The 18,592-nt window shown below is 64.8% G+C and carries 21 protein-coding genes; 6 read left to right on the forward strand and 15 right to left on the reverse strand.

The features are described from left to right. The first annotated feature begins 75 nt into the window (after positions 1 to 75). Complete coding sequence (locus ACQP2U_RS28645) at positions 76 to 873, forward strand: enoyl-CoA hydratase/isomerase family protein (protein ID WP_433710302.1); 798 nt, start codon at positions 76 to 78, stop codon at positions 871 to 873. A gap of 84 nt (positions 874 to 957) precedes the next feature. Then, positions 958 to 1,887 carry an SDR family NAD(P)-dependent oxidoreductase gene (locus ACQP2U_RS28650; RefSeq protein ID WP_433710303.1) on the forward strand — a complete coding sequence of 310 codons (930 nt, stop codon included), beginning with the start codon at positions 958 to 960 and terminating at the stop codon, positions 1,885 to 1,887. 51 nt (positions 1,888 to 1,938) lie between these two features. Here the strand turns inward: ACQP2U_RS28650 and ACQP2U_RS28655 are convergent, their stop codons facing one another. The 5 genes from ACQP2U_RS28655 to ACQP2U_RS28675 all read right to left on the reverse strand — a co-directional run bounded on the left by ACQP2U_RS28655 (position 1,939) and on the right by ACQP2U_RS28675 (position 6,296). Then, positions 1,939 to 2,631: a TetR/AcrR family transcriptional regulator gene (locus tag ACQP2U_RS28655; protein WP_433710304.1), complete on the reverse strand. Its 693-nt coding sequence runs from the start codon at positions 2,629 to 2,631 to the stop codon at positions 1,939 to 1,941. Positions 2,632 to 2,728: 97 nt separating this feature from the next. Continuing rightward, entirely contained in the window at positions 2,729 to 3,766 is a 1,038-nt protein-coding gene (locus ACQP2U_RS28660; RefSeq protein ID WP_433710305.1) for a cyclase family protein, read from the reverse strand. Between the two features lie 16 nt (positions 3,767 to 3,782). After that, positions 3,783 to 4,181 (reverse strand): nuclear transport factor 2 family protein, encoded by a 399-nt coding sequence (locus tag ACQP2U_RS28665; protein ID WP_433710306.1) that lies wholly within the window; start codon positions 4,179 to 4,181, stop codon positions 3,783 to 3,785. A 42-nt stretch (positions 4,182 to 4,223) separates the two neighbouring features. Beyond that, on the reverse strand, positions 4,224 to 4,622 hold the full coding sequence (locus ACQP2U_RS28670; protein ID WP_433710307.1) for a nuclear transport factor 2 family protein: 399 nt from the start codon (positions 4,620 to 4,622) through the stop codon (positions 4,224 to 4,226). Between the two features lie 42 nt (positions 4,623 to 4,664). Further along, positions 4,665 to 6,296 (reverse strand): flavin-containing monooxygenase, encoded by a 1,632-nt coding sequence (locus ACQP2U_RS28675; RefSeq protein ID WP_433710308.1) that lies wholly within the window; start codon positions 6,294 to 6,296, stop codon positions 4,665 to 4,667. Between the two features lie 196 nt (positions 6,297 to 6,492). Here ACQP2U_RS28675 and ACQP2U_RS28680 point away from each other — a divergent pair, with 196 nt between their 5' ends. The 3 genes from ACQP2U_RS28680 (at position 6,493) to ACQP2U_RS28690 (ending at position 8,178) form a co-directional block, all read left to right on the forward strand. Next, positions 6,493 to 6,873: a carboxymuconolactone decarboxylase family protein gene (locus tag ACQP2U_RS28680; RefSeq protein WP_364342383.1), complete on the forward strand. Its 381-nt coding sequence runs from the start codon at positions 6,493 to 6,495 to the stop codon at positions 6,871 to 6,873. Between the two features lie 38 nt (positions 6,874 to 6,911). Next, complete coding sequence (locus ACQP2U_RS28685; RefSeq protein ID WP_433710309.1) at positions 6,912 to 7,649, forward strand: SDR family NAD(P)-dependent oxidoreductase; 738 nt, start codon at positions 6,912 to 6,914, stop codon at positions 7,647 to 7,649. A 265-nt stretch (positions 7,650 to 7,914) separates the two neighbouring features. Next, on the forward strand, positions 7,915 to 8,178 hold the full coding sequence (locus ACQP2U_RS28690; RefSeq protein WP_433710310.1) for a hypothetical protein: 264 nt from the start codon (positions 7,915 to 7,917) through the stop codon (positions 8,176 to 8,178). A gap of 142 nt (positions 8,179 to 8,320) precedes the next feature. Here the strand turns inward: ACQP2U_RS28690 and ACQP2U_RS28695 are convergent, their stop codons facing one another. From ACQP2U_RS28695 to ACQP2U_RS28725, 7 genes are all read right to left on the reverse strand, one after another. Further along, entirely contained in the window at positions 8,321 to 8,518 is a 198-nt protein-coding gene (locus ACQP2U_RS28695) for a hypothetical protein (RefSeq protein ID WP_433710311.1), read from the reverse strand. Between the two features lie 336 nt (positions 8,519 to 8,854). Then, a complete protein-coding gene (locus ACQP2U_RS28700; RefSeq protein WP_433710312.1) occupies positions 8,855 to 10,072 on the reverse strand; it encodes a cytochrome P450 in 1,218 nt (405 codons plus the stop codon). 25 nt (positions 10,073 to 10,097) lie between these two features. Continuing rightward, on the reverse strand, positions 10,098 to 10,292 hold the full coding sequence (locus tag ACQP2U_RS28705) for a ferredoxin (protein WP_433710313.1): 195 nt from the start codon (positions 10,290 to 10,292) through the stop codon (positions 10,098 to 10,100). A gap of 47 nt (positions 10,293 to 10,339) precedes the next feature. Then, positions 10,340 to 11,536 (reverse strand): NAD(P)/FAD-dependent oxidoreductase, encoded by a 1,197-nt coding sequence (locus ACQP2U_RS28710; RefSeq protein ID WP_433710314.1) that lies wholly within the window; start codon positions 11,534 to 11,536, stop codon positions 10,340 to 10,342. Positions 11,537 to 11,687: 151 nt separating this feature from the next. Then, a complete protein-coding gene (locus tag ACQP2U_RS28715) occupies positions 11,688 to 12,518 on the reverse strand; it encodes an SDR family oxidoreductase (RefSeq protein ID WP_433710315.1) in 831 nt (276 codons plus the stop codon). A 214-nt stretch (positions 12,519 to 12,732) separates the two neighbouring features. Further along, positions 12,733 to 12,936 (reverse strand): hypothetical protein, encoded by a 204-nt coding sequence (locus ACQP2U_RS28720; protein WP_433710316.1) that lies wholly within the window; start codon positions 12,934 to 12,936, stop codon positions 12,733 to 12,735. Between the two features lie 1,340 nt (positions 12,937 to 14,276). Further along, positions 14,277 to 14,645, reverse strand: coding sequence for a VOC family protein (locus tag ACQP2U_RS28725; protein WP_433710317.1), 369 nt, complete (start codon positions 14,643 to 14,645; stop codon positions 14,277 to 14,279). Positions 14,646 to 14,708: 63 nt separating this feature from the next. On the opposite strand from ACQP2U_RS28725, the gene ACQP2U_RS28730 reads away from it, so the two are divergent. After that, on the forward strand, positions 14,709 to 15,173 hold the full coding sequence (locus ACQP2U_RS28730) for a MarR family winged helix-turn-helix transcriptional regulator (RefSeq protein WP_433710318.1): 465 nt from the start codon (positions 14,709 to 14,711) through the stop codon (positions 15,171 to 15,173). A 145-nt stretch (positions 15,174 to 15,318) separates the two neighbouring features. Here ACQP2U_RS28730 and ACQP2U_RS28735 read toward each other — a convergent pair whose 3' ends face one another. The 3 genes from ACQP2U_RS28735 to ACQP2U_RS28745 all read right to left on the reverse strand — a co-directional run bounded on the left by ACQP2U_RS28735 (position 15,319) and on the right by ACQP2U_RS28745 (position 18,518). Then, the gene (locus ACQP2U_RS28735; protein WP_433710319.1) at positions 15,319 to 16,842 is read right to left on the reverse strand and encodes an acyl-CoA synthetase; all 1,524 of its coding nucleotides are present in this window, start codon (positions 16,840 to 16,842) and stop codon (positions 15,319 to 15,321) included. 101 nt (positions 16,843 to 16,943) lie between these two features. Further along, positions 16,944 to 17,696 (reverse strand): SDR family NAD(P)-dependent oxidoreductase, encoded by a 753-nt coding sequence (locus tag ACQP2U_RS28740; RefSeq protein WP_433710320.1) that lies wholly within the window; start codon positions 17,694 to 17,696, stop codon positions 16,944 to 16,946. A gap of 168 nt (positions 17,697 to 17,864) precedes the next feature. Further along, positions 17,865 to 18,518: a TetR family transcriptional regulator gene (locus ACQP2U_RS28745; protein ID WP_397028242.1), complete on the reverse strand. Its 654-nt coding sequence runs from the start codon at positions 18,516 to 18,518 to the stop codon at positions 17,865 to 17,867. Positions 18,519 to 18,592: the final 74 nt, after the last annotated feature.

Raw genomic sequence — 18,592 nt, forward strand, 5'->3', positions numbered from 1 at the left:
CCATCCACCGATAAATTCTTCGACCGGTCGGTACACTCAACCGTGAACGTAGCACATCAACGGAGGCATCGAATAGTGAGCAGCAATCCAGCACCCGCAAAGGTCGGGCTCGAGCCACACCCCGTCGACGAGCGACTGGCCATCCTGCGCATCGAGCGCCATCCGGTGAACGCACTCGACCAGGAGATGTGGGATCTGCTCGAAACCGCAGCGGCGGAACTGCACAGCAGCACCATCTATCGGGCGGTCGTGATCACCGGCGGCGAACACTTCGCGGCCGGTGCCGACGTGAAGGAGATGCTCGGCCTGTCCCCAGCGGCGTTCGGTCGACGAAACCGCGTGCTGCAACACGCCTTCCATGCCCTGGCGACGGCTCCGCAGATCACGATCGCGGCGATCAACGGCTACGCGCTGGGCGGCGGCTGCGAGCTGGCACTGGCCGCCGACTTCCGCATCGCCGGTCGCGGGGCGGTCCTCGGCCTGCCCGAGATCACGCTCGGGATCATGCCCGGCTCCGGCGGAACGCAACGCCTTTCGCGGACTATCGGAATAGCCGGCGCGAAGGATCTGATCCTCACCGGACGCCTGGTGCGCGCGGAGGATGCCTTGCGCATCGGCCTCATCGACCAACTACTCGACGACGCCGATGTGTTCGACGACGCCGTAGCGCGAGGCCTCTCCTACGCCCGCGGCCCGCTCGCACTCAGGTACGCCAAACAGGCGATCAATGACGGCTTCGGCATGTCGCTCGAGGACGGGCTGGCACTGGAGGCCGACCTGATCACCCGATGCTTCGCCAGCGCGGACGGACAGCACGGCCTGCGCAGCTTCGTCGAGGACGGCCCGCGCAAGGCAACCTTCCAGGGTCGCTGACTTTCATTGTATGTACTGACCGATTGGTCTAAAATACGGTGACCGGGGCCACCGATCGACAATGGAGTACGACAGGAGTCGCGAATGAGTGAGTTGAGTTTCGAGGGCCGCGTTGCGGTGGTTACCGGCGCGGGTCGCGGCATCGGGCGAGCCCACGCCCGGCTCCTGGCCGAACGCGGAGCCAGTGTCGTCGTGAACGACCTCGGCGGATCGATCGAGGGCGAAGGCGCCGACACCACACCGGCCCAGGCGGTTGTCGACGGCATCATCGCGGCGGGCGGTTCGGCCGTGGCCGACGGCAACGACGTCTCGGCACCGGCCGGAGCCCAGGCGATCATCGACACTGCGGTGGACCGGTTCGGCCGCATCGATATTCTGATCAACAACGCGGGGATCGTCAGGTACGCGGGCCTGCCCGATGTCGAACTGGACAATGTCGAGCGGCACCTCGCCGTGCATCTGCTCGGCTCGTTCAACACCATGAAGGCCGCGTGGCCGCATTTCCTGAATCAGAGCTATGGCCGGGTCGTGCTGACCACCTCGAGCGGCATCTTCGGCATGGACGTCAACCTGCCGTACGCGACGGCGAAGGCGGGCCTCATCGGCCTGGCGCGCAGCGCGAAGCTGGCGGGTGAACCGCACGGGATCAAGGTGAATCTGCTTGCGCCCGCGGCCTATACCCGCATGGCCGGTGGCGATCCCGATAGCGACGAGAATGCCGCGGCTGCCGCAGCGGTCATGCCATCGGAGTCGGTGGCTCCGATGGCCGCCTTCCTGGCGCACGAAAACTGTCCGGTCAACGGCGAGATCTACACTGCGGGGGCGGGCCGCTTCGCGCGGCTGTTCCTGGCTTCGACCGAAGGGTACCTGGCCCCGGGCCCGGCCACGATCGAGGAAGTCGCCTCGCACTGGGCGACGATCAATGACGAGACCGACTACTACGTGCCGACGGACCTGATGAATTGGTCCGCCACATTCCTGAAGCATCAGTTCGCTCAGATGACACAGAGCTAGGCAGCAGCCCGTCGCTTGGCGCACCCTATAGGCAAGCGACGGGCTTGCTCGCTAGTGATCGAGCCCCTTCGCGAGCAGCACACCGAGCACGGAACGGCCGTGCGCCAGTTCGGCTTCGGCCGCCGACTCGTCGACCCGCTCGACCAGGATTCCATTCGAAAAGATCTCGCAATAGAAGCGAGCGAGCTCGTCCACCTTCAGATCCGCGCGCCGACCCACCCACTGATAGGTGTAGTTGTGCAGGTTCAGGTACGCGAGTGTGGCGAGCTCCAGATCCCGCACCCGGAGCTGGCCTTGACGATGCCCGTCGGCGAGCACCTCGCGGATCTGCGATTCGAAACGCTGGCGCTTGGCCCGGAATCGAGTGCGGTATTCACCCTGCAGTTGGTGGTGCTCGTGCAGAAAGACCCACACATGATCTTGTCGGTGCACGATCTGGCGCAGTAGCGATTCCGAGAGCAATCGCAGCCGGGTCTGGAAACCGATATCCAGCCGGACGATCGCCGAAGCCTCGGTGAGCAGCGGATCCATTACGCGGTCGTGGATCTCGGCCAGCAACTCTTCCTTGGAACCGATGTAGTAGTACAGCGCGCCGCGGGCCAGTCCGGCGGCGGTGCCGATATCGGCGACCCCGGTGCTCGCATAGCCGTTCTTCGAGAAGAGCTCGACTGCCACATCCACCACTTGCTCCCGCTTGCGGTGGTAGCGGGCGGTTTTCGCGCGTTCGGTACGCATGGTGGGCATCGCGGCGCTCCCTTCCATCGAACGAAAACAGTTCGGTGCAGGTCAGGCTTCGCGCCTCACCCGCACCGAACCGAACCCTGGATTCCGGCGGCCCGCGTCAGACGGTCGCGACCGGGGTCAGCGGGCTGCCCATCGTGCCGGGCAGGCGCAGTGGCGGCGCAGTCAGCAGGAAGCGGCTGCGCTGATGTTCGCGTAGCCAGGTCGCCAATTCCTCGGTGTACCACAGTTCACCGAGCGGGATGCCGAGCTTGAACAGGCACAGGTTGTGGATCGGCAGCAACGTGTGCGGGGTCTCGCTGTCCGGTGCCCAGCCCTCGACCGCGTAGTTGTCCGAGACGAGCGCCGAGATCTGCGATTCGGCGATCCACTCCAACAGCGACTCATCCGTCGCATCGAGGTAGGGATACATGGCCTGGATCTCTGGGCCCGGATTCTTCTCCCAGGCGAGAACCTGGGTGGCGAACCCGGTGTGCAGCAGCAACATGTCGCCCGGTTCCACGACGACATTGTCCTTCGCCATGATGTCCTCGAGCATCTTCAAATCGACCGGCTGCCAGTCGCTCCCGAGGTGCGACACGTCGATCAGGACGCCGCGGCCCTGCATGCCGTGCGCGGCCATGTGCTCGCAGCCGAGGTGCTTGGCGAAGGAGACACTTCCGCTGCCGTCACCCTTGGCGTCCTGCTGCGGACCGACGATATCGGTCCCGGGGCGAAAACCGTTGTAGTACACCGGTTCCGCGACACCGTCACCGTCCGCGTCGAACAATGCGCCCTGATGCGCCAGCGAGTCCCACTGCGTCGAATACTGCAGCCAGAGCGTCACGACATCGTCGCTCCACAGATCGATGAAGCTCGGGGCGATCTTGTCACGCGCGACGACGTTGTAGAAGGTGTCCTGGTTGTGCGCCAGATCCTCGGTGGGTCGCAGGATCGGCGGATACCGCCGCTGGTTCAGCGCGGTACCGCCCGGATAGTCCAGCGGTAGGCTCAGGCTGAAGGTGATGCCGTGTTCGACCTCGCGCACCCCCTGCAGAACCTTCTCCGGGGTGAGCAGGTTGACCCGCCCCAACTCATCGTCGTCGCCGAAATCGCCCCAGTTCGAGCCGGGCGGGCGTTGCTTCCACCGTTTGGTCACGGGTTGCTCCTATCTCTCACATCACGTAGGTGGTCTTGCGGTGCTGGAACCGCCATGCGCCGTCATCGCGACGCAGGGTGTCCTCGTAGCGGCCCGCGATCAGCACGGCCCAACCCGATGCGCCGCGCTGCAGGAAGACCAGGTCGCTGTTGGCGGTCGCCGCATCCTCGGACCAGGAGGTGATGACGGTGTTGGCCACCAGGTGCCGCTGCGGTTGGGTCGGCAGCAATCCGGCATAGACCTGACGGATGGCTTCGTGGCCCTCGAAGGTGCCGACGCCCATGATCTCGCTGACACCATCCGGGCTGAACAGCGCGACGATATCGTCGGTTCGCCCGTCGTCGAGCGCATGCGCGTATGCGGCGATGGCGGTGTGGACCCCGTGCGCGACCTGCGCTTGGGTGGACTCGCTCATTGATTCTCCAAAGATGTTCTGCTTCTGGCGGATTCGGCGCTGCTAGGTCAGGTATGTCGTCTTGCGGTGCTGGAACAGCCAGGCGCCGTCGCTGTGCCGCAGCGTGTCCTCATATCGACCGACGACCTGCACCGCCCACCCCGTCTCACCGCGTTGGAAAAACGCCACGTCACTGACGGCCGTCGCCTCGTCCGCGCTCACCGCGGTGATCAAGGTGTTGGCCACGAGGTGACGCTGCGGCGCCGTCGGTGCCCAGCCTTCGAATGCCGCCCGCAATGCGTCGTGACCGCTGATCGGGTCCATGCCCGGAATCTCTAGCACCCCGTCGGACGCGTACAGGGCCACGATTTCATCGGCCTGCCCCGCGTCCTGCGCCTGGGTATGGGCGCCGATCGCCGCACGGACACCGGCCGCGATCCCGGCTTCGTTGGATTCGCTCATTTTCTCTCCATCGTTGAACGCAAATTGTCTGCTCGATCGCTATTACGCGGCCGCTTCCTCGACTTTGGACAAGATGAATGCCGAGTAATCGTTCGCGGCGAGTTCGGCGATCAGTCGCTGCAGGTTGGGCCGCCCGGTCGGATTCAGCAGCTGCTTGACCGCCTTGCCGGGAATGTTCGACCCGAAGAAATAGCTGCTCTCCAAGAACAGCGATCCGCTGCCGTTCACCGTTTCGGTCCACTCCGCCTCCGCGGCGGGGTCCACCTCGATCACTTCGTAACCGTTGTCGCGCGCGTGGACCAGCGCCCCGATGACGCAGTCCACCTGGTCACCGGCGTAGCGCGGATTGTTGCCGAGTGCGCCGTGCGGTCCGCCGGGGAAGAAGAAGTTCGGGAAACCCGCCGTCGCGACGCCCAGGTAGGTGTTGGGCCCTTCCGCCCAATAGTCCTCGAGCGCAAGACCATTGCGGCCGCGGACGCCGAGCCGATTGAGCGCACCGGTACCGAAGTCGTAGCCGGTCGCCCAGATGATGATGTCGAACCCACGCAGGCCTTCGGCCGTCTCGATTCCGGTCTCGGTAATACGGATGATCGGAGTCTGTTTGAGCGCGACGAGCGAAACGTTCGGTTTGTTGTAGGCCTCGAAGTAGCCGGTCACGAAGGGTGGACGCCGACCGGCGTAGATGTGGTCCTGCGGGATGAGCTTCTCGGCGGTCTCGGGATCGGTGACGATGCCGCGAATCTTGTTCGCGATGAATTCGCAGAATTCCTTATTCACTTCGGGGTTGGTCGTGAAGTCGATGTAGTTTTCGGTCAACTTCGTGAAACCCGGGCTGTTCCACATCTTTTCGAAGAAGGCCTGCCGCTGTTCGGCCGTATCGTCGGTGGAAAAGCGGCTGGGCAGGTCATGCAGGAATCCGCTCGGCGAGGTGTTCAGCGTCTCGCGGATGCGTTCGAAGTCGGCCTTGATCTCGGCCCGTTCCTGCGGGGTGAGCGGCGCGTTGTTCAGCGGCGTGCACCAGTCCGGAGTCCGCTGGTACACCGTCAACGCGGCGACCTGGTCGGCGATGGCCGGAACGATCTGCACGCCACTGGATCCGGTGCCGATGATGGCGACGCGCTTGCCGGTGAAATCGACCGGGGTCTTGGGCCAGCGGCCGGTGTGATGCTGTTGGCCGCCGAAGCTCTCGCATCCGGGCACCTCCGGGATGAACGGCACCGAGAGCACGCCGGTCGCGGCGATGAGGAAGCGCGCGTGATGCTCGGCGCCGTCGTCGGTGCGCACCGTCCATATCCCGGCCGACTCGTCGAATTCCGCGGCGATCACCCGAGCGCCGAATCGAATGTGGCGGCGCAGATCGAATCGGTCGACCACGAAGTTGAAATAGCGTTCGTTCTCCGGCTGGCCGGTGAACCGCTCCGACCACTCCCACTCTTCCCACAGTTCCTTGGAGAACAGGTAGCCGTAGGTGTAGCTCTCGGAATCGAAACGCGCCTCGGGATAGCGGTTCCAGTACCAGGTCCCGCCGACGCCGTCGCCCGCCTCGAGCAGTTCGACCGTGAAGCCCTCCTCGCGGGCGCGGTACAGCTGATAGATGCCCGTCACGCCCGCGCCGACCACCAGGACGTCGACGGCGTCGGACGTCGTACCAGCGGCGTTCGCCGATCCACTCATACGTTCTCCAATTCTCGAATGGGTCGCCTGCTGTACGACGCCAAAGATGTTTCGACCGGTCGGTCTATGACGTTGGTCACGAGACTAGAGGCGAATCCGAGCGGAATCAACAGCCTCGCCAGCATTGATTGTACCGACCGATTGTTCTAAGATTGCAGGCAACCTGTAGCACCACAGAATGCGATGGGAGTCGCTGATGACAACCAAGGACACCGACTTGCGCACCGAGGGTCTCGCGGTGATGCGCGCGGCCCTACCCGGCGTCTTTCCCGAGGGCGATATCGACCTGCGTGACGGCCAGATCGGCGAGGACCTCGTCGAGATCGGTCTGGTCAGCGTCTGGGCCCAGCTGTGGGGCCGGGAGGGGCTCACGCCACGCGATCGCAGCCTGGTCACCCTCGGCATCCTGATCGCACTCGGAGCCGAGAACGAATTCGGCCACCATGTCCGAATCGGCTTGACCAACGGACTTACCAAGGACGAGATCGCCGAGGTCATCTACCACTCCAGCGGCTATGCCGGATTCCCGCGCGCGACCGCGGCACGTACCGCCGCCCGGGCCGCGCTGGGTGAATAGCCCAGCCCGGCAACCGATTTCGACGCAAAGGAACGAAAATGTCACTTGCAGGCAAAATCGCCGTCGTCACCGGCGGCGGTAGCGGGATCGGCAAGTCCATCGCGACGGTACTCGCGGCCAAAGGCGCCGCGGTCGCGATCTGGGATCTGAACCTCGAAAACGCCGAGAAGACCGCCGCCGCGATCCGCGAGGCGACCGGTACAGCCATCGCGGTGGCGGGCGACGCGGCGAATGCCGACGCCATCGCCGAGTCGGCAGCCCGCACCCACGCCGAACTCGGACCCGTCACCGTGCTGGTCAACAATGCCGGAATCACCACATACGAGCCCTTCACGAGCTTGGCCGAGGAATCTTGGGATCGGATGATCGGGATCAATCTCAAGGGTCCCTTCCTGGTCACGAAGGCGTTGATCCCCGACATGCTCGCGGCCGGATGGGGCCGGATCATCAATATCTCCTCATCATCCGCGCAGACCGGAGCCCCGGGCATGGCCCACTACGCGGCATCCAAGGGCGGCGTGATCGGCCTGACCAAGGCGCTGGCGGTCGAGTTCATCGAACAGGGAATTACGGTCAACCACGTTCCGCCCGGATTCATCGACACCCCGCTGACCCGCCAGACCATCGATGTGGAAGCGGCGGCGGCGCATATGCCGATGAAGCGGGCCGGGCAGCCGGAGGACATCGGCCACGCGGTCGCCTACCTCGCCTCCGACGAAGCCGGTTACGTCACGGGACAGACGCTCAGCGTGAACGGCGGACGCTACCTGTTCTGACAGCTGGATCCGCCGATGAAGCCGGTTCGCGGCCCCCTCCTGCTGGGAGTGCTCGACACTCCTGCTCGCCGGCAAGGGCGCCATGGTGGTTCCCGAATGGCGTGGACCTGTCGGCGAATCCGGCCGACGAGGGGCAACTGACAACGCGACGTGCCCGGAGTGGCCGCGCTCCGGGCATGCGAGCGCGGGTCAGACGCCCTCGGAAACCTCCGCGAGCTTCTTGGACTTGCCGAAGCCGACGATATCGGCGAGGGTGCCGCCCAGGATGGCCGCGATCGTCGTCGGGAATCCCTTCGAAATTCTCGGCAATGCATTCGGCGCTGCCGCGGAAAGTTCCCTCGGCGTGCGGGTAATCGTTGCCCCACATGATCGTCGACAACCCGGTGATGTGGCGGGCCTTGACCGCGGTCGGGTCATCGGCGAACTGGACGTGGATCTGGCGCTGTACGTGTTCACTCGGCTTCAGCGGCCATGGCCATTTGGCATTGATGCTGAACAGCCGTCCCATGGTCGGCTGATCCTTCGGTGAGCGGGTGTCGTCCCAGAAACCGAGCCACCAGTCCGGGTCCTGTCCGGTGCCCGACCGCCACGAGCGGTCCACCACGCCCAGGTACGAGACGAGCCGGCCCGCGCTGTACTCGACCAGGTCGAAGTGCAGATTCGGAATGCGTTCACACGCGACCGCCGACCAGATCGGCGATGATGCCCGGTGGAATCGCCGAGGCGGTATTGCCGACGCGCATGGTCCGGCCCGCCACCATGTCATCGGTGAGCTGCCCCTTGCCCATATTGACCGCCATCATCAGCGCCTTGACGGTGACCGCTGTCTGCGAGGTTCCTCCTTGACCGAACCCTGCCGGTGGCGACATGAAAGAACACCGGCATGCCGTTGGCCTGCGCGGCCGCCCGGATCGGGTCGTAATACCGCGACCAGTGCAGCACCGGCGGAAGCTCCGGCAGCAGGATGGTCCCGAGTCCGGCGCGAGCACAGCATTCGATCTCGGCGACCGCTTCCGGAACATCGGTGACGGGGATGGCGGCGGTCGGGCGCATCCGGTCCTTGTATAGGAGCGCTCGACAATGGAACCGTTGTAGACGCACGCGTGCGCCATCGACAACTCGTGGTCGTCGGTGAACAGCACGAACAGCGACAGAGTCGGGAAGATGACGGCGGCATCGACGCCGTCGAATGAGGATACTGTTCGCTACCAGGCAACAGGCAGTTCGTAGATGCCGTAGGCGAGCGAATCACCCTTGAACCGCAGCTGATCGAAGTCGACGCCCAGCCGCAGCGTCGGGATACGGCGGTAGAGGGTGCCGAATACGACCTCGAGTTCGATGCGCGCGAGCTGCTGGCCGATGCACTGGTGCGGGCCCCAGCCGAACGCGTGATGATGACGCGCCTCGCGCTGCAGATCGAGCTTCTCAGGCTCGGGGAAGGCCTTCGGGTCGAAGTTGGCCGCGGGCAACGAACTGATGATGCCCTCCCCCGCTCGGATCCTGCGGCCTTCGACCTCGATATCTTCGGTGGCGATGCGCCGCTGCAGCAGATGCGGGATGGTCAGATAGCGCAGCAGTTCCTCGACCGCGCCCGCGATGACCTTCTTATCCTCGGTTTCGCGCAGCAGCGCCAGCTGATCCGGATTCTGCAGCAGTAGCGCGGTCGCGAGCGTGATCATATTCGCGCTGGTCTCGTGACCGGCGATGAGCATGATCATGCTCATGATGGTGGCGCCGGGCATATCCAGCTCGCCCGCCTTGACCCGGGTCGCGAGGTCGGAGACCACGTCCTCTTCAGGGTTTTCCATCTTGGCCACGATCAGCTTGCCGAGATAAGCGCCGAGCGCCGCATTCGAGGCGTTGTTCTCCTCGGGGGTCACCTCCCGACCATTGGTGATCTTGGCGTGTTCCTCGAAGAAGTCGTGATCCTCATACGGCACACCGAGCAGCTCACAGATCATCAGCGACGGCAGCGGCAGCGAGAGCGCCTCCACCAGATCGGTCGGATTCGGGCCAGCCAGCATCTTATCGATGAGTTCGTCGGTTACCCACTGGATCGCCGGTCGAACCTTCTCCATCCGCCCGCGGGTGAACGAGTTCGTCAGCATCCGGCGCAACCGCGCATGCTCGGCGCCGTCGGTGTCGAACAGCGTCTTGGGCCGGTCGTGGATCGTCTCCGCGATGGCCGGGGTCATATACGGGAATCCGGGTAGATGGTCGTTGGCGCTGACCCGCGGATCGGCCATGACCTGTCGCTGAGCGGCATGCGAGGCGATGAGCCATGGAGTCCGGCCATCCCAGGTGCGGACCCGCGACAGCGGCAGACCGGCGGTGTGCAGTTCGCGCAATTCCGGCGGCGGAAGGAAGGGGCACTTGGCATCTCGCGGCGTCGGGTACTCGGGGATATCCACGGTCTCGGCCATTATCGGCTCTCCTTGGGTCGACATTTCATTCCTCGATGGAGATCGCCATCGCGGGACAGACGGCCGCCGCCTGACGGACGTCCTCGGCCTGTTCGGCCGACGGGTGTTCGTTCAGCAGCACCACGATGCCGTCCTCGTCGCGCTGGTCGAACACCTCGGCAGCGGCGGCGACACATTGTCCGGCCGCGACGCACTTGTCTTCGTCGATGACGACCTTCATCGGGTATCTCCTGGTCTTTCGGTGAATTGGACTGGGGCTGAAGGCAATCAGGGCGCAGCGCTGGTGGCCGCCGGACTCGCGAGCGCATCGACGATGTCCTGTCGGCGCAGGCGAGTCTGTTTGGGCATATTCCAGCCGAGGACGCCGGTGACGACACCCGCATCGCGGTAGCGCGCGACGAACCTTCCGCCCGCCGGGTCACCGTCGACGATGTCTACCTCGGCGCCGATGGGAAGCCTGCCGTGCACTTGGACCTTCACGTCGAATTGATCGGTCCAGAAGTAGGGCACCGGCACGTATGGCTGGTCCTCCCCCATGATCACCCCCGCGACGGCCGCGGCCTGCTCGGTGGCATTGGTCCGGTTCTCCAGGCGGATCAACTCGCCGAACAGCTCGTGATGCCACCGCGCAAGATCACCGACGGCGTAGATTCCCTCGGCGGCGCGGCAGCGGGAATCGCAGACCACACCGTTATCCAGCCGCAGCCCACTGTCTTTCAGCCACTCGGTCGCCGGGGCCGCGCCGATCGCGACCACCACCACATCGGCGGGCAGCACCTCGCCGGTGCCGAGCCGCACGCCGGTAACCCGGCCGTCCACGCCGTCCAGGCCGATGACGCCGGTGCCGAGCCGCAGTCGCACACCGCGCTCGGTGTGCAAGTCCGCCAACAGTTTCGACACCATGGGCCCGACCTGCAAACCCATGGGGGCCGGCTGCGGGCCGGTCATGGTCACGTCCAGCCCGAGCGTACGTGCGGTGGCAGCGATTTCGGCACCGAGGACGCCCTCGCCGACGACGACCAATCGCGAGCCGATCAGTAGATCCGCCCTAAGCGCCAGTGCGTCGTCGAGTGTGCGCAATACGTGCACCCCGGTCAGGCCGTCCTGGCCGGGCAAGGTGCGCGCACGCACTCCCGTCGCAAGTACGACCGCCTCCGCCCGCAATTCGTGCCCGGTAGCAGTGCGCACGGTCCGGGTCGTCGGATCCAACCCCGTCGCCGCGGCCCCGAGTACGAATTCGGCATCCAACGCCGCCAGCACCTCCTGCTTGCGCAGCGCGGCCCGGTCCGGCTCCCACACACCAGAAAGCACCTGCTTGGACAGCGGCGGCCGATCGTAGGGCGCATGCGGCTCATCGCCGAGCACTGTTATCGCGCCATGAAAACCCTTGCGCCGCAGTGATTCGACCGTCGACAGTCCGGCCGCCGACGCACCGACCACCAGCACACCGTCCGGCGCGGTCACGCGACTACCTCGCGAACAAACCTCATCTGCGACTCCGTTCGACTGCCTCGTGCCAGGCAACAATCGAATGTTAGACCTATCGGTCGGTACAATCAATACCAGCAGTACCGGTCGCTCGGCCATGAGTGGCCGAGCCCGACAAAGAGTGAACCTATTTCTCGGCCGCGACCTGAACAGCGGCATACGCGCCGCCGTCGACGAGCAGGTCGATGCCATTGAGGAAGCTGGCTTGGTCGGACAGCGCGAAGGCGACTACGGCGGCCACCTCACCCGATTTGCCCATCCGCCGCAGCGGCGTGCCCTCGACCAGCCTGGCCATGATCGGATGCTTCTCGGCTTCCTGTTTGCCCTGCGGAGTCGCGATAATGCCGGGCGATACCGAACAAATGCGCGCACCGGCCGGACCGAGGCGCAGCGCCTCCTGCCGAACGAACCTGTGCACACCGCGCTTGGCCCAACTGTAGGCGATGCCGGTGTTCTCGATGGATCCGCCGAGCGTCTCGCGCAAGCGCTCCAGGAACTTCTCGTCGAGCGGCTCGTCCAGAATCGCCAATGCGGCGGGGTCGGGAACGCTGGGATCGAGCAGCGGCGACATGGACGCGAAGCACACCAGCGCCGTGCCGGTCGTGGCGAGCGGCCGTAGCGCCTCGACCAGCCGAGCCGTGCCGATCAGGTCGACTTCGAAGATCCGGCGCCAATCCCCCATGCTCGGTGAGATGCCCGCCGCGTGCGCGACCGCACGCAGTGTGCCGAGTTCGCTTGTGCGCGCTGCGAGTCGGGCCAACCCGTCGACGTCGGTGATGTCGAGGACGAACGGTTCGACGCTCGCGCGCCCGGCCTGGTCCAGTTCCTCGGCCGCCGCGGTCACCGTCGCCTCGTCCCGGTCGACGAGCAGCAGCACGTCCACCATGTCCACCATGCGCTGCGCACATGAATTGCCCATGCCCCGGCCCGCACCGGTCGCGATGCCTACTGTCGTCATCCGATCCTCCTGTTGTCGGCCGCGGGCCCCGCCTGGCAGCCCGAGAGTGCGAAGTACGCCACGCAGGTAACCAGCTTCATCGAAACCGATGTCGTCGTCGAGAAATTAAGAGAATGATATTCTCCAGTCTGACACGGAAGTTCTCTACCCCAACGATGCCGACGACGACAAGCCGGGGCGAGGAAGCGCGCTCCCGAATGGATGGTGTACCTGGCTACACCATGGCCGACTCATCGGGCGGCCACCCGGTGGCGGTACTCGACCGAGGTGCAGCCCGCGAAGGCGTGGAAGGCGCGACTGAAGGCACCGCGCTACCGAAGCAGACCGACATGGCGACCTCGAGGATGTTCACGCCCGCCTGCACCAGTGCGACCATGTCCCGAATCAGCCTGGCCTGCACCAAACCCCACCAGCTCATGCCGGTGACCGTATCCGCCGGATATCGGCGCCGACTCCGGACGGGCGCCAAATCGGGGTTTGCGCATAGCTTTTGGTTTTCCGGCCGGTGTGTCGTGCGGAGAGTCGATGTGCGACCGCATCGAAGGTATGCGCGAACTCCCGTCCGTCATTCGGATCCGATCTGCGGTGGGGTGGGGGGGGTGGCATTGCTGTTGCTGGGGTGCGTCTTTTGTGTCGGTTTACCGGGGTTTGCCCCAGAATCGGTGTCGGCGTGTCGAATCGGGGTGGACGCGTCCGGCTACGACCAGTGCGTCGAAGGCGGCGTGCGCGGGCGCAGTCGTGTTCGCGGTGCAGTTGCATCGCCGCATGGGCATCGGCGAGAGTGAACGGCTCCTCTGGCAGGCCGCACGTCCACGCCTTCGGCCATTCGACCGGGCGCAATCGGCAGTGACGTTTGGTGGGTCGGTCGCGGCGCGGCTGGTTCATCGGCCACACGCGACCCGCCCGACCATCGCGAACGCACAGCACACGACTACCACTAGGACGCTGTGCACAATCTGCCATGCACCAATGCCGATTACCTCTCGCCGCCGTTGCGGCGGGAAGTCGGCGGCAGTGCCAGTTGGGCAAGCCCGTCCAGCACTTGCCGCAATGTCAGGAGTTCGGGTGCGCCCTCGGCGAGGGCACGGTCGATGGTGTCGACAGGGAAGTCGATTCCGCGCTTTCGGCGGGCTCAGCTTCGATGGCACGATCCGGCCGTGCCACACGAGTGTGTAGGACGCGACCCGCTTCCACGCGCACCGCTGGATGCGGCACGCACGGTGCCGCCGCAACTTTGCGTTGGCCAACTCGACCTCGGCGCAGCCACAGAGATATTCGGCGCGGTGAGCAGAACGTCTGGGTTCATCACGACGCCCCCATCCCGACGCCGGGCACGCGGGCCGGCGTTCGTCTTCACGCCCAGCGAATGGAATGCCTTCACCATGAGCATCACGGACGGAGAATTCGCCCTCGCCTGAGCCCCCCCGGCACCACAACGTTCCTATCCTGACGAGCCCAACGTCACGATGGGTCCGCCCGCTGATCTCAACCCCGGTCAATCCGAGTTCGCGCATAGCTTCTGGTTTTCAGAGCGGCGTGTGGCGCGGAGAGTCGTTGTGCGACGGCGTCAAAGGTGTGCGGGAGGACGTCGCCTCCGCCCGCCGCTGACCGGTAGGGGACCTCCATGGACATAGAGGGTGTAGTCGGGGCCTGACGCCGGCCGTCAACTGCGAGAGGCAACGAGTGTCGCCCGGATTCTCGAGCCTTAGGTGCCACCCGGTCCTCGGGGCCGGTGATCCTCCGGTGGCGTTCGGCCTGTCAGGCGCGGTCGTGGAGAGTGACCTGGTAGCCGTCGGGGTCGGCGAAGGTGAAAGTCCGACCGAAGGGGCCGTCGATCGGTGCGGAGACGATGGTGTGACCGTCGGCGACCAGTGCATCGTGAATGGCCTGGACGTCTGTGGCGTGCAGCCAGATCGCGGCACCGATGCCGGGCTGCGCAACGGAGGCGAGATCGGTGCCGGGAACGATGTCGCGGAGTGCGAACGCGATCGGCTTGGTCTCGAAAACGACGGCGTGCGGAGGTCCGGTCTGTGAGCGGACGAGGCCGAGGTACTGCTCGTAGAACGCCTGCGAAGCGGCGAGGTCGCGCGCTTGGAGCGAGATGAAGTCGGGGCCGGTGGCGGGCATGATGATGCTCCTTCTCTTCGTGTCAGTCTTCTGACACGGCTCAATCTATGTCAGAATGCTGACATGAGTCAAGACCGAGACGGTGCCGGCGTCGACCTGGAGACGTCACTGGGCTACCTGCTGAAAGAGGCGTCGAGCGCCCTGCGTGCAGCCATGGAGGAGGTGCTGCGGCCGCTCGGGATGAGCGTGACGCACTATTCCTGCCTCGAGCTGCTGGCTCAACGACCGGGCTTGTCGAACTCCGAGCTCGCGCGGGGCGCGTTCGTGACACGGCAGACGATGAACGTGCTGCTCCAGGCCCTGGAACGAGACGGCTACGTGACCAGGCCCGCGGAGGCACCCGTCGGGAAGGTTCTTCCCACGCGGCTCACGCCTCGCGGCCGACGGAGCCTCGAGAAGGCGACCGTAGCGGTCCGGTCCGTCGAGGTCAGATTGCTGGCGGGGATGACCGAGACCGAGCAGGCAGACGCGTTCCGGATCCTGCGGAGCATGATCCATTCCCTGCGCGATGGCAACGACGGTGCATAGCTCGTTCCCCGGCGCACGTCTCGCCGCGCCCGGATAGGAGTGCAGACGAGCATGAAAAACCGTGCGGACCGACCTCGGAAACCGACAGACCTCGACTACACCCTCTTCCGCGCAGAGCCGACATAGCGACGGCCGTGTAAGCGAATCACGCGGTCCCGTCGCGCAATACGCGCTTGAGTACCTTCCCGGAAGGGGTTCTCGGCAAGGTGTCGATGCATTCGATCTCCGCGGGCACTTTGTATTTCGCCAAGCGGGTGCGACAGAAATCCCTGAGCGCCTCGGCGTCGAAGTGGCTACCGGGACGCAGCACCACGAATGCCTTCGGCACCTCGCCCCAGCGCGGGTGGGGTATGCCGACCACCGCCGCCTCGACGACATCCGGATTCTCGTAGAGCACCCGCTCGACCTCCGGGGTGGCGATATTCTCCCCACCCGAGACGATCATGTCCTTCTTGCGGTCCTCGATGTAGAGGTAGCCGTCTTCATCGAGGCGGCCGATATCGCCGGTGTGGAACCATCCGTTGCGCAGGGCCGAGCGGGTGGCTGCCTCGTCACGCCAGTAGCCCGACGTCACCTTGGGCCCGCGAATGACGATCTCACCGAGTTGCCCGGCCGGAACACGAATATCACGCTCGTCGACAATGGCGACCTCGACATCGGCCACCGGCCGCCCGACCGAGCCGACCTTCGATCGCATGTGCTCGGCATCGTTGACGGTATCGCCGGAGACGGTTTCGGTCAGACCGTACGCGTCGGCGAACCAGACACCCGTAAACGCATCGGCGATCCGGTCGAGCAAGGGAATCGGCATCTTCTCGCCACCGCCGGTGATGAAGCGAATCGATGAGGTGTCGCGATCGACGATATCGGGCAGTTGCAGTAGGGCATTCATCATCGACGGCGCCAGCCAGACATTGGTCGGGCGCAGCCGTTCGATCGCGTCGATGACCGCGGCGGCATCGAAACGGCGGATCAGACTGAGCCGCCCACCCGCATGGAAGGTGGCCAGACCCGGCAGATCCATTCCGCCTACGTGGTAGAGCGGGCCGCACACCAGGGTGTTGTCCGCGGGGGTCAGCGAGAATTCGAGGATATGCGCGAGATTCTTCCAGGTCAGGTTCTGGTGGGAGATCATTACGCCCTTCGGGCGCGAGGTCGTGCCCGAGGTGTACATAAGTCGTTGCAGCGCATCGGCTTCCACATCGGCCACGTCCGTCGTCCGGCCGACATTCGCTCCGACCAGCGCGTCGTATTCCAGCCATGACGAATCAGGTGCGGCATCGAGCGTCACGCGGTGGCGCAGCTGCGGCAAGGAAGGGGCCAACGCGTCGATGCCCGTGGTGAACTCGGACTCCGTCACGATGGCACCGGCATTCGAATGCTCGATAATGTACTGCCATTCCGCCGGGGACAACCGATAGTTGAGCGGCATGATCGCGGCGCCGATGTGATTGGCGGCGAGCATGGTTTCGACGAATTCGGTGCGGTTGTACAGCAGCACGGCGACGATATCGCCCGGTGCGACTCCCAGCTCACGCAGTGCGAGGGCCAGCGCGTGCACTCGGGTGCGCAGCTCGGCGTAGGTCAGGGCCCGATCGCCTTCGGACAGTGCGATTTCGGCTGCGTATTGTTGCGCGTTCCGGTCGAATACGGCGGCGAAGTTGAACATTCACGGGCCTTCGCTGTGAAGAGGAAGCTGGAAGTTTTCTGTACCGGTCAGACTAATCAACTGCGGTGCGGCAGACAACCATGTGCGGCGGTTCCGCCACATCACGGCAATGAGTAGCCGCCGTCGACAACAAGGGAATGCCCGGTGACCCACCGCGATTCATCGCTGGCGAGATAGACGACCGCGCCGGTGATGTCGGCGGGCGCACCGAATCCGAGCGGATGCTTGGCCTCGATCGCATTCATCGCTTCGGCGGGCAGGCCCTCGTGCACGGCCGTCGGAAACGTGCCGGGACAGACCGCGTTGACCCGAATTCCCTCCTTGGCGTATTCGAGTGCCGCGACGCGGGTCAGGTGGATCACCCCGGCCTTCGAGGCGCAGTAGGGCGCGGCATGCGCCCAAGCGGTCAGCCCGCTGACGGAGGCGATATTGACGATGGAGACATTCGCCTTCTTGCGCAGTGCACGGGCAACCGCGCGGATGCCATGGAAGGTGCCGGTCAAGTTGACCGACATCGTGCGCTGCCAGTCCTCGGTGGACAGATGGTGGATGCGGGCGTTCGGCGACACGATGCCCGCGGTGTTCACCAACACATCGACGGTGCCGCTGCGCTCGACGGCGGAGCGGATGAGCGCGTCGAATTCGTCACCGTCGGCGACGTCCAGCCGTTCGGTTGCCACGGAAATTCCCTTGGTGCGCAAGGTATCCGCCAGCCACGCCATGGCATCGACATCGAGATCGGCGAGCACGAGATCGCGAACCCCCTCCTCGGCGCAGCGCAGCGCGACCGCCGAGCCGAGCGCGCCACCCGCGCCGGTTACCACCGCGGTCTTGCCTTCGAGCCTCGAACCCATGTCGGCCTCCCGTGTCGGGGACGGTGAATTAATTAGAACACTCGGTATACAAAACTAAAACTGCAATTCTGTCAAGGTCTCCCCTGCCGACCTTGGAAACGCCGAACGCCGCATCGGACAACACACGGTTGTCGAACGCGGCGTTTCGGATCGATCAGATGCCAGGCGCTAAGTCGCCACTGTCTGCGCCTCGACCTGCGCCTCCAGCGCCTCGAGATCACATTCGCCGTCGGCGAAACCGTTGAAGAGCGTGTGGCAGTAGGACTTCGACAGGAATTTCGCATCCCACCGCTTATCCGGATCGAGCCACTGATAGGTGCGGTTGTGCATATTGAGAAATTGCAGCATGGCCAAGGTCGGATCGGCCTTGCGCAGCGATCCGTCGGCCATCGCGTCGACCAGTAAGGACCGCACGACATTCTCGACTTCTTTGCGCTTCTCGAGCATGCGCGAAAGATTCTCGCCGGTCAGTTGGCGATAGTCGTGTTCGTACACCCAGATATGATCCAGGCGCTCGAATATGACATTCAGCAATTCCTCGGACAACAACCGAAGTTTGACCAGCGGCGCGGCATCCAACTCCTGGATGCGCGCGGCGACGACCAACAATGGGTCGAGCACTCTGCCCTGGATTTCAACGAGCAGATTTTCTTTGGAGCCGATGTAGTAGTACAGCGCACCCTTGGCCAGGCCGACCGTGTCGCCGATCTCGATGATCCCGGTCGCGGCATATCCCTTTTTCGCGAATAGCGCCGCGGCCGTATCGATGATTTCCTGCCGCTTGACCTCGTAGGCAGGTCCGTGTCCTGGTGGTCGAGCCATTTCATCCCTCCCGCGGTCGCGTGCGAACCGAGTATACGCAGAGTGAACGGTCGGTAGAAACTACCGTGTCGGTG

The organism is Nocardia sp. CA-084685, assembly GCF_050955785.1.
Classification (GTDB): domain Bacteria; phylum Actinomycetota; class Actinomycetes; order Mycobacteriales; family Mycobacteriaceae; genus Nocardia.

Coding starts and splice junctions, on each gene's coding strand:
- ACQP2U_RS28650 (WP_433710303.1), top strand. CDS start 958: ATGAGTGAGTTGAGTTTCGAGGGCCGCGTTGCGGTGGTTACCGGCGCG.
- ACQP2U_RS28655 (WP_433710304.1), bottom strand. CDS start 2,631: ATGCCCACCATGCGTACCGAACGCGCGAAAACCGCCCGCTACCACCGC.
- ACQP2U_RS28665 (WP_433710306.1), bottom strand. CDS start 4,181: ATGAGCGAGTCCACCCAAGCGCAGGTCGCGCACGGGGTCCACACCGCC.
- ACQP2U_RS28670 (WP_433710307.1), bottom strand. CDS start 4,622: ATGAGCGAATCCAACGAAGCCGGGATCGCGGCCGGTGTCCGTGCGGCG.
- ACQP2U_RS28675 (WP_433710308.1), bottom strand. CDS start 6,296: ATGAGTGGATCGGCGAACGCCGCTGGTACGACGTCCGACGCCGTCGAC.
- ACQP2U_RS28680 (WP_364342383.1), top strand. CDS start 6,493: ATGACAACCAAGGACACCGACTTGCGCACCGAGGGTCTCGCGGTGATG.
- ACQP2U_RS28685 (WP_433710309.1), top strand. CDS start 6,912: ATGTCACTTGCAGGCAAAATCGCCGTCGTCACCGGCGGCGGTAGCGGG.
- ACQP2U_RS28690 (WP_433710310.1), top strand. CDS start 7,915: ATGGCCGCGATCGTCGTCGGGAATCCCTTCGAAATTCTCGGCAATGCA.
- ACQP2U_RS28695 (WP_433710311.1), bottom strand. CDS start 8,518: ATGTCGCCACCGGCAGGGTTCGGTCAAGGAGGAACCTCGCAGACAGCG.
- ACQP2U_RS28700 (WP_433710312.1), bottom strand. CDS start 10,072: ATGGCCGAGACCGTGGATATCCCCGAGTACCCGACGCCGCGAGATGCC.
- ACQP2U_RS28705 (WP_433710313.1), bottom strand. CDS start 10,292: ATGAAGGTCGTCATCGACGAAGACAAGTGCGTCGCGGCCGGACAATGT.
- ACQP2U_RS28715 (WP_433710315.1), bottom strand. CDS start 12,518: ATGACGACAGTAGGCATCGCGACCGGTGCGGGCCGGGGCATGGGCAAT.
- ACQP2U_RS28720 (WP_433710316.1), bottom strand. CDS start 12,936: ATGAGCTGGTGGGGTTTGGTGCAGGCCAGGCTGATTCGGGACATGGTC.
- ACQP2U_RS28725 (WP_433710317.1), bottom strand. CDS start 14,645: ATGCCCGCCACCGGCCCCGACTTCATCTCGCTCCAAGCGCGCGACCTC.
- ACQP2U_RS28730 (WP_433710318.1), top strand. CDS start 14,709: ATGAGTCAAGACCGAGACGGTGCCGGCGTCGACCTGGAGACGTCACTG.
- ACQP2U_RS28735 (WP_433710319.1), bottom strand. CDS start 16,842: ATGTTCAACTTCGCCGCCGTATTCGACCGGAACGCGCAACAATACGCA.
- ACQP2U_RS28740 (WP_433710320.1), bottom strand. CDS start 17,696: ATGGGTTCGAGGCTCGAAGGCAAGACCGCGGTGGTAACCGGCGCGGGT.
- ACQP2U_RS28745 (WP_397028242.1), bottom strand. CDS start 18,518: ATGGCTCGACCACCAGGACACGGACCTGCCTACGAGGTCAAGCGGCAG.